Origin of the sequence: Jiella endophytica (assembly GCF_004519335.1) — a bacterium.
Taxonomy (GTDB): domain Bacteria; phylum Pseudomonadota; class Alphaproteobacteria; order Rhizobiales; family Rhizobiaceae; genus Jiella; species Jiella endophytica.
On record NZ_SOZD01000002.1, the window covers coordinates 632,826 to 648,635 of the forward strand.

Sequence of the window (15,810 nt, forward strand, 5' to 3'; positions counted from 1 at the left end):
TCGCGAGAAGAGGACCGGGAGACGGCCCGCTAGTCACGCGGGTCCGTGCGGCGTTCTCCCGGGATTTTGGCCCGCCGTGTCTCCCCGCAATTCACGGGGAGTGCGTCTCTCGGACCAGCCATGCCAAAGAGGCACCGGAACCCTAGACGCACCGCACGATGCGATCCCAATCAAGAAGCGTGCCAGCCGGCTGGCGACTGGGCGAAGCAGCAATTGCGCCCCCGTGACGCGCCGTCGGCACGTCGCACCGGCATTTGCCGGCGACGGACCGGCGAAACTTGCGCAAGGCTTGCACAGCGAAGCTCGAATTTTGAGCAGCTGGTGGGCGTCCAGACGAGACGGTTGCGGCCCGAAACCCCTGTTGCGCAGCCGCATCGGGAAAGATTTCGTTAACCGAAAGCTGCGGCACGCCGGCAACAGTTGCGGGTCCGCATGGCCTGCGTAACAGAATGTGTCGATTTGCTGCCTCAATCGGCAATCACGGGTTTGTCATGAACACGACATACCGCGTTACCAGATGCCGCCTCGGCCTTTTCGCCGCCCTCGCCCTGCCCCTTGCGGGCTGTGTCGGGGCGCCCGGCGCCGACGATGCCTTGGACGCCCTCGCGGCGAAGGATTTCGGCCCGGCTCAGGAGTGTCTGGCACGGGCGATGTATTTCGAATCGAACCGCTCCAGCGAAGACGGCATGCTCGCCGTCGGCACGGTGGTGATGAACCGGGTCGATTCGCCCGACTATCCGAACGAGGTCTGCGACGTCGTTGGCCAGCCGAACCAGTTCGCGTCGGGGGTGATGACCCGCGAGATGGGTGCCGGCAAGGAACTGGCGATGAAGACCGCCCAGCGCGTGCTCTCGGGCGAGCGGCTGAAGGGCGTCGCCAAGGCGAAATACTTCCACACGGCCGGCCTCAATTTCGGCTACGGCAACATGAGCTACCGGCTGATCGCCGGCGGCAACGCCTTTTACGAAAAGATCTCCCGCCGCCGCAATCCGGACGTCAGGATCGTCTCCCAGGCCGAGGTCCGGCAAAGTGCTGCCGGCGCCATCCAGACGATGCGCACCGCCGCCTACAGCCCGTCAAGACCGTCCGACGCGACAACGGCGATCGGCTATGCCGAGCCCGAGGCCAAGACCGCTTCCGCAGCGGCGGTGCCGAACGAGCGTCCTGCCGCCGGCGAGGCTGCGACCGAGAAGAGCCCGTTCCTAGCCATGGTCAAGCATCAGAAGCCGGTCCCCTCGCCGAGGCCCGGCCGGGGTGGCCGCGTCGCCGAAGCCGCACCACAGACGGCAGACACGGCTGCCGCCAGCGATCTGCCCGGCGTCGGCAGCGGGGAAAGTCTCGCCGATGCCGCGCCCTCCGGCGGCGCTGCGCAGGACGACGCCGCCTGGCTCGCCCGCTGGTAGGCGGCCGCTTCAGCATCGGCCCAAAGATCGGAACCGATTTTCTCAACAGCACGATGCGCAGGTTCAGTAAGATAGAGCGCCCCTGGCGTGTCCAATCGGACGCGCGATACTCCGGGGCCGCCATCGCCGCTCCACATGCAGGCAATCGCCTCCCGCGCACAGGCAATTGCCAGCCTGCGGGTGCAAACGCCCCGGCGCTTCCTATATCCGGCCGCAGTTGCGATCGCCCCGGGGCCGATCGCCACGTACCGGCGGGACGAAGAGCGTATCAATGGCAGTCAGGCAAGGCGAGGCGCCCGATGCGCCGACCGGATCGCAGCCGGCCGTCAGCCGGTCCGGGCCGATCCTCTTCGCACGTGGCGGCGATACTTCCGGCGATCACCTCCGGGCATTGATCGTCCGCCTCGAAGGCGAAGCCCCGCCGTCGGTCACGACCGATTCCGGCCCGGTCGAAACGGTCGAGCTGACTAGCCTCTTCGGCCGGACCGTCCATGCCTGCGACCTGATTTTTCCGAGCGGCACTGGCGGCAGCTACGGCGTCGATGGCGAGACATTCGCCGTCCGTTCGCCGGCGACGCCCGACATGCACATCGCCTATGTCTCCTGCAACGGCCAGGAAGAACACGATCTCGACCGCGACCTTTCGGAGCGCGACGCCGTCTGGCAGCGGCTGGCAAAGGAAAATCTCGACGCGCCCTTCACGCTGCTCTTGCAGGGTGGCGACCAGCTCTATGCCGACGACGTCCTCCACTGCCACCCCGAGGTCGAGCGCTGGCAGAGCCTGCCGAAAGAAGAGCGCGTCGCCGTCGCCCTGACCCCGGAGATCACCGAGGCGCTCAGGCGGTTCTATTTCGAGCGCTATCTGATCGCCTATACCCGCCCGTCCTTCGCCAGCCTCGCCGCGCGGGTTCCCTCGATCATGATGTGGGACGACCACGACATCATCGACGGCTGGGGCAGCCATCCGGCGGCAATGCTCCAGAGCCCCGTCGGCCAGGCGATCTTTTCGGCGGCGCGCGAGATGTTCCTGATCTTCCAGCTCGCCACCCCGCCGGGCGAGATGCCGTCGATCGTCTCCGACAAGACCGGCGGCAGCCTCGGAACGGTGGTCCGCTATCCGGGCCTGTCGATCATTGCGCCGGATCTGCGCAGCGAGCGGCAGCTCGACCGGGTCATGGGCGAGGCCGGTTGGGCGATGCTGGACCAGGCCTTTGCCGAGACGCCCGCGGGCGACCGCATCCTTGTCCTCTCCAGCGTGCCGGCCCTCGGCCCGAGGCTCAGCTGGGCGGAACTGGTCGCCGATCTGATGCCGGGCACGGCCGAATACGAGGACGACCTGCGCGACCAGTGGCAAAGCCGCGCCCACCGGTCGGAGTGGCGGCGCTTCCTCGCGCTCCTCGCCGGCTGGGAGGAGAGCAGCAAAGGCGAGCTGACGGTGCTCTCCGGCGAGATCCACCTCGCCACCCGTGGCGAGATGCGGCTGAAGGGCGGCGGCATCATGCATCAGCTCGTCGCCTCGGGCATCTCGCATCCCGCCCCGCACTCCGCCTATCCGCGCGTGCTGGGCCTCCTGGCAAAGTTCGGCGAAAGCCCGCTGAAAGGCCGCAAGATCCGCATCCTGCCGCTGCCGGACTACCCGACGATCTATGCCGGGGAGCGGAACTATCTGGTGGTGACGCGGAACCACGAAGAATGGGCAGCTTCCTGGGAGCTGGAAGAGACCGGCCGGACGCGGCCGCTCAAGGTCTGAGCGCCGCGGCGGCCCGACTGCTCCTGCCAGAGACCGTCGATGACCGGCCGGGCTGTTTCGACCTCCGCCCGCCATGCGCTATCTCCAGAGACTTGACCAAACACCCTGGCGGCCGGCGGGCGGCCCGGCCCTGACATCAATCGGAACGAAGCGAATGACGGAGCGCCTGTCGCGCGAGGAACTTGCCGCAAGGCTCGCCGATCTGCCGCAGGACCGCCGCAGCATCGTCGCGGTGGCCGGCTCGCCCGGTGCCGGCAAGAGCACGCTGGCGGAATGGCTGGTCGGCGAACTCGATCGCCTGCGGCCAGGCGCGGCGGCCGTCCTGCCGATGGACGGCTTCCATTTCGACGACATCGTCCTCGAAGCCCGCGGCGACCGGCCGCGCAAGGGCGCCCCCCACACCTTCGACACCGGCGGCCTCGCGGCAACGCTGAAACGCCTCGTCGAAACCCTGGATGCCGACATCGCCGTGCCGGTCTTCGACCGGGCGATCGAGATCGCCCGGGCCGGCGCCAGGATCATCGGTCCGAAGGTGCGCACTATCGTCGCCGAGGGCAATTATCTCCTCCTCGACGACCCGGCCTGGGCGCCGCTGCGCGAAAGCTTTGACCGGACGGTGATGATCGACGTGCCGGAGGCCGAGCTCCGCCGCCGGCTCACCGAACGCTGGATCGGCTACGGGCTTTCCGGCGAGGCACTCGAGGCAAAGCTCGAAGGCAACGATTTTCCCAACATGCGGACGGTGCTGACGACAAGCGTCGCCGCCGACTACCTCGTCGCCGACTAGTGGTTCGATTTCGATAGTTGCCTCCGTCCTGCATCGGGCTCGCGGCAAATGTCGAATCTGCTCCGCGAGGCGCCGAACTGGCTCAGGAGGACGGGCAGCCGCGGGCCTCGGCGAGCCGGCCGATGGCGATCAGTTCCGGCCGATATTCGAAATGCATCGTATCGTAGTGATACCACTTGCCGCCCCAGATGAAGCCGTGCCGCTCGAAGAGCTCGACGATCGGCGTCGGAAACTTGTTCTGGTAGCGTGGCACGTTGCCGGGCTTGCCGCCGCTCCACAGCCAGTAGTCGGCGTAGCGGGTGTTGAGGTCGATCGCGGCGCCGAAGCTGTGGGCCGACAGGCGCTTCGTCCCGGCGACCACCCGCCAGTTGAAGGTGCCGGCGGAGGGCGAGAGATAGGTCTTCAGTTCGGGCCGGCGTGACAGCTCGCCGGCGACGGCGCGCAGCGCAGCATCGGCACCGCCGGTCGTGGTGAAGGCGAGGCGCGAGCCGAACCAGTCGACGGCGACAAGCCGCTTCTCGGCCATCGACCTGGTGGCGCCGTAGAGGGAACGGAAGAAGGCGTCGTTGCGGATGCGGCCAGGGTCGAAGTTGCGGGCCGGCGGCGCGCCCTTGTCGCAGGTGCCGACCGGGTAGATCTGCGACAGCATGTCCTCGATGTCGGCATTGGCGAGCTTCTGCTCGTGATTTTTCGCGGCTCCGTCGTCGATCGGGATGCGCGTTCCGTCGGCCATGACGATCCCGTCGATCTCGATCGCCTTGACCGCCTGGGGATAGGCGGCCTTCAGCGCCTCCAGCCGGTCAAACAGCGGCAGGCTCGATGCGGCCCGAGCGGGAAGCGGCGCCAACGCAGCAGCCGCGAGCGCGAGGAGGCCGATCCTCCACGCTCCGCTAAGGGTCGCGGCGCGCGGCGGCGTGCGGAGACTTCCCGGATCAGCAGCCATTTTGCCGCTCCAGCGCCTGGATGCGGCTCACCTCGGCGGCGTCGGCGCCCCGCGGGCTGGCGCCGGTGCAGCCGGCATTGGAGAAATAGCGCTGGGCCTTGCCGGTCTTGAAGCAGTAGCCGGCGAGATCAAAGAGCAGGTTGCGCGCATACCAGAGCTGGCCGCAGGTCGAGGCGGCGAGATCCTTCGGGATCGGATAGCCGCGATAGCTGGCGGTGGCCGGCGGATCATAGGCGGGCGGATTGTAGGCCGGCGGCACGTAGGTCGGCTGATTGCCGGCGGGCGGCGAATATTGCGGCTGGCCCGCCTGGCGGCCATCGTCCTGCGAAGGAGCCGGCGCCTGTTTCTCGGCCGCCTTGGCGCGCTCCTCCTCCTCGCGCTTTTCCTCCTGCCGCTTCATGGTCAGGAAGGCCGAGGCGGTGTCGGCCTGGGGGCAGGCGCGATTGTCGAGAAGGAACCTCTCATAGGCATCGACGCTGTCGAGGCGCCGGGCGTCGCGATAGGCCGTCTCGCAGGCCGAGCTCTTGGCCGCCTGGTCGCGCAGGGCCATCACGACGTCGCGGCCGGGGCAATCGATGTTCTCGTCGAGATAGGTCGAATAGGCCGCGACCGTCCCCTCCGCCCGCGCCCGGGCGAAATTCCTGTCGCAGCGCTCGCGATCGGCCTTCTCGGCCTGGCTTGCCTTCAGCGCAGTGACCAGCCGGTCCGCCTCCGCCGCTTCGGGACATTGCGGAAAGAAGTCGCGGAAGGCTTCCAGCCGCGCCGGGTCGCTGTCGCGCTTGGCCTTGGCGAAAGCCGCAGCGCAGGCGGGATCGGCCTTCTCCGTCGGGATCTCGACGGAAAACGACTGGACGCAGTTGAGGCCGGGATCGGCGCCGCCGGCACCGCGTGCCCACAGGCGGATTTCGGCGTCGACCGAGGCGCCCTTGTCGCGATAGGGCCTGACGAGGACGGTGATGTCGGCGCTGGAGGCGGCCTCGCTCAACCGGTCGAGCTCGCGCGAATCCGCCTCGGAAAAGCCGCTGTAGCTCGAGGCGATCGACTGGAAATTGTCGGCCTTGGTGGTGCGGGCATGGGTGCGCGTCGCGATCACCTCGGAGAGGTCGGAAAGGATCGCGGTCTTTTCCTGCGGGCCGAGCAGCGTGTCGTCGAGGCTGACGCCGAGAATGTGGATGTGCTGCGCGCCGCCGTTCGGAACGCATTGCCGATTGCTCTGCAGGCTCTGCAGATTGGTGAGGATCTCGAGCTCCCAGAGATCGTATTGCGGCGCGGCATGGGCCGGCACCGCAAACGAACCGAAGGTGAGGGCAAGGAGACAAAGGCCGAGCATGCGATCGGCCAAGCGGACAAGCTGCTTTCGCATCAGATCACCGAACATCCTGTCACGGCGGCGACGAGCCCCATCGGCGCACGGCACGTTTAAGCACGAAGTTCGCCCTGGTGTCGATCAGATTGACGTTACGTCGTGCCGGGCCGCCCCTTCCGCCTCGTCACGCATGCCCCTTGCCGCGGCGACCAGTGAGTGCTTTTTGTGCACTGCGATGAAAACCTACGACTCACTGGTGTCGGGCTTTGCCTGGAACCTGCCGGCCCGCTACAATATTGCCGCCGCCTGCGCCGACCGCTGGGCAACAGAGACGCCGGAGCGGATCTGCTTGATCGAGGATCGCGGCGAACGGCCCGCCGTGACGATGACCTGTGGCGAACTCGTCACCGCGTCGCGGAGGCTCGCAGGGGCCATGGCGGCCCATGGCATCGCCCGCGGCGACCGCGTGGCGATCATCCTGCCCCAGAGCTTTGCCACCGTCGTCGCCCATCTTGCCGTCTACCGCCTCGGCGCCATCGCCGTGCCGCTGGCGATGCGCTTCGGCCCCGAAGCGCTCGGCTACCGGCTGAATGCCTCTGGCGCCCGGATGGCGGTTCTCCATCGCGACGGCCTCGAGACCTTCGGCGCGGTTCAGCCGGCACCCGCTGGCCTTCAGAGCGTCATCGTCGTCGATGGGGGCTTCGACCCCAATAATGGCTTCCTGGACTACGACCTGCTGATCGCCGACACGCCGCCTGCCTGCGGCGACGCCGCGACCGGCCCGGACGATCCGGCGCTGATCATCTTCACCTCGGGCACGACCGGCCCGCCGAAGGGCGCGCTGCATGGTCATCGGGTGGTGCTCGGCCACCTCCCGGGGATCATCTTCCACCACGAGGACTATCCACAGCCGGGCGACCGGATCTACACGCCGTCGGACTGGGCCTGGGCGGGCGGGCTGCTCAACGTCCTGCTGCCGTCGCTGCAGCTCGGCGTGCCGGTGGTGTTTTCCGGCGAGCGGTTCCGCGCCGAGGAGGCCTACCGGCTGATGGCAAGGCAAAGGGTCCGCAATGCCTTCCTGCCGGCGACGGCTTTGCGCATGCTGGCGGCGGCGACGGATGCCGAAACCGTGCGCGATCTTCGCCTTCGCACCATCGCCTCGGCCGGCGAGAGCCTGCCGGCGGCGACCTATGACTGGGCCCGCGAGGCCCTCGGCCTGACGGCCAACGAGTTCTACGGCCAGACCGAATGCAACATGGTGCTCGGCTCGTCGGCCGCGGCCGGCGTCTCGAGGGCCGGGGCGATCGGCAAGGCCGTGCCCGGCCATCAGGTGGCGCTGCTCGGCGAGGACGGCCGGCCGGTGCCGCCGGGTGTTCCGGGCACGATCGCGGTGAAGGCGCCGGATCCGGTGATGTTCCTCAACTACTGGCAGGACCCGGCAGCGACCGCCGCGAAGTTTTCGGGCGACTGGCTTTTGACCGGCGACCAAGCGGTGATGGACGACGAAGGCTACGTCGCCTTTGTCGGCCGCGAGGACGACATCATCACCTCGGCCGGGTACCGGATCGGCCCCGGCGAGGTCGAGAACTGCCTGCTCGCCCATCCGGCCGTGAAGCTTGCCGCCGTCGTCGGCAAGCCAGACCCGCTGCGCACCGAGATCGTCAAGGCCTATGTCGTCCTGAAGGACGGCTTCGACGCCGGCGAGACGCTCGCCGCCGAGATCCAGCTCTTCGTGCGCAACCGCCTTTCGGCCCACGAATATCCCCGCGAGATCGGCTTCGTCGCCGAGATGCCGCTGACCACCAGCGGCAAGATCATCCGCCGGGAGTTCCGTGACAGCGCCGCCTCGGAGGCGGCGGACGCCACCGAGCGCTGAGCCCCTCCCTCTGCGTCGTGCGAGCGATGGTCGCGGCGCGCGGCCGGCCCGGCGGCAACGGCGCGGTCCGTCGGCAATCCCCTGCCAGACCTGCCCTTGCAGGAGCGCTCACCCGAAAAACGCGACCGCTGGCGTGGTTAACAAACACGGTTAATGGTGTCTTAACCCTTCCCTGCGACAGTCCCGCTCAAGGTGGCAACGCCAATGTCGGCGCAAACGAAGCCGGCTCGGGCAGGGGAAGCAAAGTCGATGAAAGCCTCGGTATGGATGGGCGCTGCAGCGTCACTGGCGATCGTCTCGGCAAGCGGCGGAGCGCTCGCGGCCGACCTCGCGCCGATCTACGACACGCCCATCTATCAGGATGTTCCCGAGGTGCAGCCGGTGGAGATCGGCACCGGATGGTATCTGCGCGGCGACGTCGGCTACCAGTTCAAGAGCGATCTTGCGACCGACTACGAGGTCACCTCCTTCGACGGCACGACGACGACCAGCCTGTTTCGCGGCGGCTATGACGGGCTCGACCTGGGGCGCGCGCCGGAGGTCAGCATCGGCGCCGGCTACAAGTTCAACGAGTTCCTGCGCGCCGACGCGACGGTCGGCTACTGGAAGGCCGATGTCGACTCGGCAGACTTTCCTGGCGGCCTTTCGGTCGACAGCGAGGTGAAGTCCTTCGAGGTCATGGCCAACGCCTATGTCGATCTCGGCACCTATGCGGGCTTCACGCCCTATGTCGGCGCCGGCGCCGGTACCGTCCACGTCGAATACCAGACCGGCTGCCGCTATGCCGGCGACGACTGCGGCTCCAGCCTCGACACCGACATCGACGACCTGTCGAAATGGCGCTTTGCCTATTCGCTGATGGCCGGCGTCTCCTACGACGTCTCGCAGAATCTGAAACTCGATGTCGGCTACCGCTATCTCGACGTCGACGGCAGCGACACTGCGGATGTCGCCGCGACCGACGTCGCCAACGGCATCGACTACGCCATCCACGGCTCCGACGACGGCTTCGAGCGGCACACGATCAGGGCCGGCCTGCGCTACTCGCTCTGGTAGGAACAGACAGCGCTGCGGGTCTTGCCGGGCGAGACACGCCTTGGTTGACGACAGCGCTCACCAAGGCGGCTCCATCGACAAATGGCCCCTGAGCTGCTAATCACGGCCTCGTGTCCGACGGCTGGCCTACGACGGTCAAGTCCATGCAGCGCAAGCCCTTTTCGACGAAGATGAGGGCTGCCATTTTGGCTAGCCGGCAAACCGTGCATTTTTGAGCGATTTCTTAAAACCTGCTTTAAGTTGTATTCCCTTATTATGATTCGCGAAGGGGGCCTCGCGAACCATGCAGCCGCAACAGATCGAACAGTTGATTGCCGATCGCGGCTACCGGTACGCCTTTCCTCCGGAAATCGAGGCGACCTATCGCGGCTATCGGCTGCACTTCCGCAAGCGGCTGGCGCGGGCCCTGCTGATCCCGACACTCGTCTGCTACAACATCTTCCTGATCGTCGACTTTCTGCTGCTTCCCCAGACCTTCTGGATCAGCGCGGCGCTGCACGTCTTCGTCGTCTCGCCGATCGTCGCCCTGTCGCTGCTCGGGCTGCATGACGGCCCGCATGCGACCCTGCGCAGCTTCTGCGTCGCGCTCGGCCCGCTGGCGATGATCGTGCAGGTGATGGCGGTCTACGCGCTGAACGGCACGCCAGCGGCCGCCCACTACCAGTATCTGGCCATCTTCGTTCTCATCTACATGAATCTCCTGTTCCGGCTGGAATACGACGAGGCGGTCATCGCCAGCTCCTTCGCCGCGACGATCTATGTCGGCACGCTGATCGCCACCGAGGCGTCGCTGCCGGTGCTGGCGATCGGAATCATGGCGGTGGGCGCGGCCTGCTACATGTCGCTGTCCGGAAACCGGCAGATGCAGCGCGATGCCCGGCACGGCTTCCTGCGCCGCATGCAGGACAAGTTCAGGATCGAGCAGGCCCAGACGGCGGCGGAGCGCGATGCCCTCACCGGTCTCTTCAACCGGCGCCGCCTGACCCGGGTGTTCGACGATCTCGCCGGCCGCCCGTCCGGCGTCCAGACCGCGGCGCTGATGATCGACGTCGATCACTTCAAGCGCTTCAACGACGAGAACGGCCATCTCTCCGGCGATCTCTGCCTGAAGCGCATCGCCACCCTCCTGCTGACCCTCGTGCGCAGCGACGAGGATCTCGTCGTGCGCTTCGGCGGCGAGGAGTTTCTGGTGCTGATGACCAGGACCGGCCATCTCGACGCTCTGAGGATCGCCGAGCGCATCCGCGGCGAGGTCGAGGCCCTCGGCATCCTTCATGCCGACGGCGAAACCTGCGTCACCGTCAGCATCGGCGTCACTGCGGGGACGCTCGGCAGCGACATCGAGGACGACCTCATCGCCGGAGCGGACGCGGCGCTCTACGACGCCAAGCAGGCCGGCCGCAACCGCGTCTGGCCGCGGCCCTTGGCGGCCACCCGCAAGGCGCTAGCCAAAGGCCTTGAAGGCAACGAGGGTGAAGGTGTCCGCAACACCGTCGAGAACCTGCAGCCTTTCGGTGACGAAATGGCCGATGTCGCGGTCGTCTGACAAATAGAACTTGGCGATCAGGTCGTAGTGGCCGGAGGTCGAATAGACCTCGGAGATCTCCTCAACCTCCTGGACCAGCGCGTCGGCGACGCCATAGGCCATGCCCGGACTGCATTTGAACTGTACGAAGATCGTCTTCATCGTTTGCTCCTGCCGCCGTGGTCGGCGGCCTTCTCGTCATGGTCGGGTCCGGCCGAGGCTCCGTCAAGGGCGGCCCGGCATCCGGAAGGGGGCCCCTCGACCTTCCTCGGCCGTGACGCATCATACCAGCGCCGCGACGCGGGATTTCAGCTCCGGCAGCAGTTCCGCGGCGAACCACGGATGCCGCTTCAGCCAGGCGTTGTTGCGCCAGGAGGGATGCGGCATCGGCAGCACCGGCGCAAATCGCCCGCCCGTTGCGAGCACGTTGCGCCAGTCGGCCACCGTTTCGGTCAGCGACCGCGTCCCGTTGCCCTCGATGTGGAAGCGCTGGGCGTAGAGGCCGATCGCGAGGATCAGCTCGATCTGCGGCATCGCCGCCATGACGCGCTCATGCCACGTCGCCCGGCATTCCCGGCGCGGCGGCAGGTCGCCGCCCTTGCCGTCATAGCCGGGAAAGCAGAAGCCCATCGGCACGATGGCGACGCGCGACACGTCGTAGAAGATCTCCCGCCCGATCCCCATCCAGTCGCGCAGCCTGACGCCGGAGGGGTCGTTGAACGGCGTGCCCGACCGGTCGGCGAGATTGCCCGGCGCCTGGCTGGCGATGACGATCCGCGCTGTCGACGACAGCACGAGCACCGGATTTGGCTCGATCGGCAGCGGCGCGCCGAACGGCGCCTCGCGGCAGATCCGGCAGCCGCGGATCGTCTGAGAGAGCGTCTCCGGCCGCTCGGGCCGATCTGTGGTCTGCGGAAAATCCACGTCTGACGATCAGGCCCTGGCGCTCGGCCGCGCGGCGACCTCGCCATACCAGCGCGCGACGTTCACGAGCTCTGCCGGCAGTTCGATCCTCGCCGGCTTCATGAAGTCGATCGCCACGAGGCCGGTGATGTCGGCGACGGAGTACTCGTCGCCGGCGGCGAAGCGGTGGTCGGCGAGGTGGGCGTCGAAGATCTTGAGGAAGTCGCCCGCCTTGGCGCGATTGGCCTCGCCCCAGGCCGGCACCTGCGGCACCTCCCACTCGGCCATCGCCGGATGGGTATGGCGGAAGGCGGCAGCGACGGCGCCATAGAGCCCGAGCTCGAGCCGCCGGTTCCACATCTCGATCGTTGCGATCTCCAGCGGTGTCGACCCGAACAGCGGCGGTTCGGGATGAAGCGCCTCGAAATAGCGGCAGATGGCGATCGATTCGGTGATGACCGTGCCGTCGCCGAGTTCCAGCACCGGCAGTCGCCGCAAGGGATTGCGGCTCGCCATTGCGTCGGAGCGGTGTTCGAGCTTGCCCATGTCGACCGGCTCGAGCGGCACCTCGATGCCCTTCTCGGCCAGGAAAATCCGGGTTCGCCGCGGATTGGGCGCACGGCCGCCATCGAACAGGCGCATCAGCTCTCCTCCCTTTCGTCGTCGTCTCGTGAAATCGCCCGATGCCGCCGATGTTCCTCCCGGCGCCGGCTTCGATCAGCCGGGCGGTACAAAATTTCCGGTTCTTTAAGCGATTTTTTTAAGGTTGGGGAAACAGAATGGGGCCTGATCGAAACACGAGCTCAGGCGATCCGACCAGGCTTCATGTCCCTTGCCGCACCGCCCACCGTCGACCACGGCGTCAGCCGCCGTTCGACACCGCGCAATGGCGAGCTCGCAAGGACCTTGCGGGCCGCCCGCGAACGGCTGTCGACACGCGGGCACGCGGCGCCGCGATTCTCGCGCGAGCTGCTCTTCCAGCATGCCGCGGCGCTGAAGGCGGCGGCGTTCATCCTGCCGGTGCCGGTGATGGTGACCGGCTTCGGCATGTCGGTCTATCTCGGACCTTTGCACGCCGCGCTCTGGACCGTCGTCGCGCTCGGCTGCTACCTCGCCCTCGTTGCCACCGCCCGCAAGTTCTCCGCCGGGCCCGTGCCGGCAGAAGGGGTCGACCGCTGGCGCGGGCTGTTCCTCACCGGCCACGCGATGACCGGGCTCTGCTGGGCCTATCTCGCGGCACTCGATCCCGGCCCCAGCCCGCAATTCGGCATCTTCCAGTTCACCGTCCTCTTCGTGGTTGTCGCCTCGACCGCGATGATCTCCTTCACGCTGCAATTCGTCGTTCCGCTCACCTTCGCCCTGACGGGCCTGTTCCTCTGCGTCGGCGCGATCGCCGAACCGGACCCGGCGCATATCGCGATGACAGGGATCCTGATCGCCGCCGTCGCCTTCTTCTCGCTGGTCAGCGAGATCCTCAGGCGCTCGGCGCTGCGCGGTTTCGTCCATCAAGCCGAGAAGGACGAGCTGATCGCCGAACTCGAGACCGCCCGGGTGATCTCCGACCAGGCAAGGCTGAGGGCGGAGGAGGCCAATCTCGCCAAGTCCCGCTTCCTCGCCACGATGAGCCACGAGCTGCGCACGCCGCTCAACGCCATTCTCGGCTTTTCGGAGGTGATGGAAGGCGAGATGCTCGGCCCTCTCGGAACCGAGACCTACAAGGACTATGTCCGCGACATCCATTCCTCGGGCCAGCATCTCCTCGGCCTCATCAACGAGATCCTCGACCTTTCGCGGATCGAGGCCGGCCGCTTCGCGCTGAACGAAGAGGCGATCGAGCTGATCGCCGTCGCCAAGGAATGCCTCGCCACGATCCGCATCCGCGCCGAGGCGAAGGGCCTGTCGGTACGGGCGGATTTCGAGCGGGACCTGCCGGCGCTCTGGGCCGACGAGCGGGCGGCCCGGCAGATCATCCTCAACCTGTTGTCGAATGCGGTGAAGTTCACCCCGCGCGGCGGCGAGATCGTGCTCAGCATCGGCTGGACGGCCGGCGCCGGACAGTATGTCTCGGTCAAGGACAACGGTCCGGGCATCCCGGAGGCCGAGATCCCGATCGTGCTCTCCTCCTTCGGCCAGGGCTCGATCGCGATGAAGAGCGCCGAACAGGGCACCGGCCTTGGCCTGCCCATCGTCCAGGCCCTGGTGAAACTCCACAATGGCGAGTTCAAGCTCCGTTCGCGGCTGCGCGAGGGGACCGAGGCGATCGCCGTCTTTCCGCAGTCGCGCGTCCTCGAAGTGATGCCGGCAATCGACGATCCCAATTGGATCGGCTGAGAGCGACGGGCCGCTACCAAGGCGGCGCAACGCTTGCGGCTCAGGCATTCCGGCGCCATATGCCGGTGATCGAGACCTTCCCCGAAACCGGAGCCCTGATGGCGATCGAAAGCCCCTGCACGCTCGTCTGCACCATCGACCCGGCGACCGGGCTCTGCCTCGGCTGCCGGCGAACGATCGACGAGATCGCCGGCTGGGCCTCCTTCGCGCCGGACAGGCGCCGGGCGATCTTGGCCGACCTTGCCGAGCGTCCGGCCCCGCAGGAACGGCCGGATGCGCGGCCGGGCAAGCCGTCTAAACAGGACCCGCGGCCGAGGAGCGCCGTCAAAGCCGATGCGTCGTGACTTCATCCTCTATTTCGTCCTCGGCGCCGTCGCGCTGACGCTGGCGATCCTGTTCTTCAATCACGACGGCACGATCGCCGGGATGAGCGACGACGCCTTCGCCCATCTCGCCAGCCTCGCCATTCTCGGCGTCGGCATCGGCTCGCTGCTGGTCCTGTCGATGCGCTTTCGCCTTGGCGAGATGCTCCGCAACGTCCTGATCTGGACCGCCGCCTTCGTTTTGCTGATCGGACTCTATGCCTTTCAGCCGGAGTTCTCGGCGCTGAAGAACCGCGTCTTCGCGGTGCTGATGCCGGGCAGCGTCGTGCCGATCGGCGAGGACGAGGGCCACAGCCGCTTCATGGCGACACGGGCTGCCGACGGCCACTTCTATCTCGACGGCAAGATCGACGGCGAGGCCACGACCTTCATCGTCGACACCGGTGCGTCCGTGGTGGCGATGGACAGCGACACGGCCCGTTCGATCGGCGTCGACATGTCCCGGCTGCATTTCACCAATGAAGTCATGACCGCCAACGGCATCGCCAAGGCGGCGCCGATCCGCCTCGCCTCGATCACCATCGGCGGGATCACCCGGAACGACGTCGCTGCCGCGGTCACCGAAGGCACCGGCCTTGGCACCGTCCTCCTCGGCATGAGCTTCCTCGACACGCTGACGTCCTACGATTTTCGCGGCGACCGGCTGGTGATGACCGACTAAGCCTCACGGCCCTCGCGCGTCAGAGCAGGCTCCAAGCGAAGCGGATCGCGACGGTCAGAAGGAAGCAGCCGAAGCCGAGCTCGAGCTGGCGGCGCGACAGCTTGTGGGCCAGCGAAGCCCCCAGAGGCACGGCGAGGATCGAGGCCGGCGCGACGACGGCGACGGCGAAGAGATTGACGAAGCCGAGGCTGTAGGGCGGCAGCGCCGCATCGCCCCAGCCGCCGATGACATAGGCGAGAAGGCCCGGCACGGCGATCAGCGCGCCGACGCCGGCGCTGGTCGCGACCGCCTGGTGGATCGGCCGGCCATAGAGCGTCATGAAGGTGTTGTTGAGAACGCCGCCGCCGATTCCCATCAGCGCCGACAGGACGCCGATGACGAAGCCGGCGAGCGAGCGGCCGATGCCGCCGGGCAGATCCTCGCCGAGCTGGATGGAGAGCCGGCCGATCAGCATCTTCAGCCCGAGCGTGAAGGCAAGGACGGCGAAGATCGCCCGCAGCTCCGCCGAACTCGCGATCGAGGCGAGAAACGCCCCCGCGACGGCCCCGAGCGGAACGGCGATGATCCACTGCCTCAGAAGCGCCGTGTCGACGACGTCGCGCTTCAGATGGGAATGGAGGGACCGCAGCGAGGTCGGCACGATGATGGCGATGGACGAGCCGACGGCGAGATGCATCGAGACGAGATGGCTCACCCCGAGGCTTTCGAAGGTCTGGTAGAGCACCGGCACGAAGATCGCCCCGCCGCCGATGCCGAACAGGCCGGCGAGGAAGCCGGCAGCGGCAGCGGCGGCAAGAAGCGTGACGATGAGGGGGATGAGGCTGACGCCGTCTTGCAAGGTCATGTCCGGCATCTATCGCATTGCAGTGATCACATGCACGAACAA

General features: G+C 67.2%; 15 protein-coding genes and 1 riboswitch. Of the genes, 9 read left to right on the plus strand and 6 right to left on the minus strand.

Translation table 11 applies throughout. The annotated features are described in order from the left end of the window. Window positions 1-53 precede the first annotated feature (53 nt). Window positions 54-157: riboswitch (guanidine-I (ykkC/yxkD leader) on the minus strand. Between the two features lie 334 nt (window positions 158-491). From E3C22_RS08020 to E3C22_RS08030, 3 genes are all read left to right on the plus strand, one after another. Continuing rightward, the gene (locus tag E3C22_RS08020; protein ID WP_134761472.1) at window positions 492-1,403 is read left to right on the plus strand and encodes a cell wall hydrolase; all 912 of its coding nucleotides are present in this window, start codon (window positions 492-494) and stop codon (window positions 1,401-1,403) included. Between the two features lie 271 nt (window positions 1,404-1,674). Next, window positions 1,675-3,153 carry an alkaline phosphatase D family protein gene (locus E3C22_RS08025; RefSeq protein WP_206026921.1) on the plus strand — a complete coding sequence of 493 codons (1,479 nt, stop codon included), beginning with the start codon at window positions 1,675-1,677 and terminating at the stop codon, window positions 3,151-3,153. Window positions 3,154-3,307: 154 nt separating this feature from the next. After that, the gene (locus E3C22_RS08030) at window positions 3,308-3,940 is read left to right on the plus strand and encodes a nucleoside/nucleotide kinase family protein (RefSeq protein ID WP_134761473.1); all 633 of its coding nucleotides are present in this window, start codon (window positions 3,308-3,310) and stop codon (window positions 3,938-3,940) included. An 82-nt stretch (window positions 3,941-4,022) separates the two neighbouring features. Here the strand turns inward: E3C22_RS08030 and E3C22_RS08035 are convergent, their stop codons facing one another. After that, a complete protein-coding gene (locus tag E3C22_RS08035; RefSeq protein WP_245514846.1) occupies window positions 4,023-4,787 on the minus strand; it encodes a M15 family metallopeptidase in 765 nt (254 codons plus the stop codon). 85 nt (window positions 4,788-4,872) lie between these two features. Beyond that, complete coding sequence (locus tag E3C22_RS08040; protein WP_167591686.1) at window positions 4,873-6,213, minus strand: YARHG domain-containing protein; 1,341 nt, start codon at window positions 6,211-6,213, stop codon at window positions 4,873-4,875. A 211-nt stretch (window positions 6,214-6,424) separates the two neighbouring features. On the opposite strand from E3C22_RS08040, the gene E3C22_RS08045 reads away from it, so the two are divergent. From E3C22_RS08045 to E3C22_RS08055, 3 genes are all read left to right on the plus strand, one after another. Further along, window positions 6,425-8,065, plus strand: coding sequence for an AMP-binding protein (locus E3C22_RS08045; RefSeq protein ID WP_134761476.1), 1,641 nt, complete (start codon window positions 6,425-6,427; stop codon window positions 8,063-8,065). Window positions 8,066-8,314: 249 nt separating this feature from the next. After that, the gene (locus tag E3C22_RS08050) at window positions 8,315-9,121 is read left to right on the plus strand and encodes an outer membrane protein (protein ID WP_245514847.1); all 807 of its coding nucleotides are present in this window, start codon (window positions 8,315-8,317) and stop codon (window positions 9,119-9,121) included. 283 nt (window positions 9,122-9,404) lie between these two features. After that, window positions 9,405-10,667, plus strand: a complete 1,263-nt coding sequence (locus tag E3C22_RS08055; RefSeq protein WP_134761477.1) for a GGDEF domain-containing protein — start codon at window positions 9,405-9,407, stop codon at window positions 10,665-10,667. Here E3C22_RS08055 and E3C22_RS08060 read toward each other — a convergent pair. The 3 genes from E3C22_RS08060 to E3C22_RS08070 all read right to left on the minus strand — a co-directional run bounded on the left by E3C22_RS08060 (window position 10,566) and on the right by E3C22_RS08070 (window position 12,191). After that, on the minus strand, window positions 10,566-10,808 hold the full coding sequence (locus E3C22_RS08060) for an Lrp/AsnC family transcriptional regulator (protein ID WP_134761478.1): 243 nt from the start codon (window positions 10,806-10,808) through the stop codon (window positions 10,566-10,568). The genes E3C22_RS08055 and E3C22_RS08060 overlap by 102 nt on opposite strands. Before the next feature lie 120 nt (window positions 10,809-10,928). After that, window positions 10,929-11,570 carry a uracil-DNA glycosylase family protein gene (locus E3C22_RS08065; RefSeq protein WP_134761479.1) on the minus strand — a complete coding sequence of 214 codons (642 nt, stop codon included), beginning with the start codon at window positions 11,568-11,570 and terminating at the stop codon, window positions 10,929-10,931. A gap of 9 nt (window positions 11,571-11,579) precedes the next feature. After that, window positions 11,580-12,191: a glutathione S-transferase gene (locus E3C22_RS08070; RefSeq protein WP_134761480.1), complete on the minus strand. Its 612-nt coding sequence runs from the start codon at window positions 12,189-12,191 to the stop codon at window positions 11,580-11,582. A 183-nt stretch (window positions 12,192-12,374) separates the two neighbouring features. On the opposite strand from E3C22_RS08070, the gene E3C22_RS08075 reads away from it, so the two are divergent. The 3 genes from E3C22_RS08075 (at window position 12,375) to E3C22_RS08085 (ending at window position 14,924) form a co-directional block, all read left to right on the plus strand. Then, window positions 12,375-13,880, plus strand: a complete 1,506-nt coding sequence (locus E3C22_RS08075; RefSeq protein WP_134761481.1) for a sensor histidine kinase — start codon at window positions 12,375-12,377, stop codon at window positions 13,878-13,880. Between the two features lie 98 nt (window positions 13,881-13,978). Next, the gene (locus tag E3C22_RS08080; RefSeq protein ID WP_134761861.1) at window positions 13,979-14,224 is read left to right on the plus strand and encodes a DUF1289 domain-containing protein; all 246 of its coding nucleotides are present in this window, start codon (window positions 13,979-13,981) and stop codon (window positions 14,222-14,224) included. Further along, window positions 14,214-14,924 (plus strand): TIGR02281 family clan AA aspartic protease, encoded by a 711-nt coding sequence (locus tag E3C22_RS08085; RefSeq protein WP_134761482.1) that lies wholly within the window; start codon window positions 14,214-14,216, stop codon window positions 14,922-14,924. Before E3C22_RS08080 ends, E3C22_RS08085 begins: the two co-directional genes overlap by 11 nt. Before the next feature lie 19 nt (window positions 14,925-14,943). On the opposite strand, the gene E3C22_RS08090 is transcribed toward E3C22_RS08085, so the two are convergent. Next, window positions 14,944-15,768 (minus strand): sulfite exporter TauE/SafE family protein, encoded by an 825-nt coding sequence (locus tag E3C22_RS08090; RefSeq protein ID WP_134761483.1) that lies wholly within the window; start codon window positions 15,766-15,768, stop codon window positions 14,944-14,946. Window positions 15,769-15,810 lie beyond the last annotated feature (42 nt).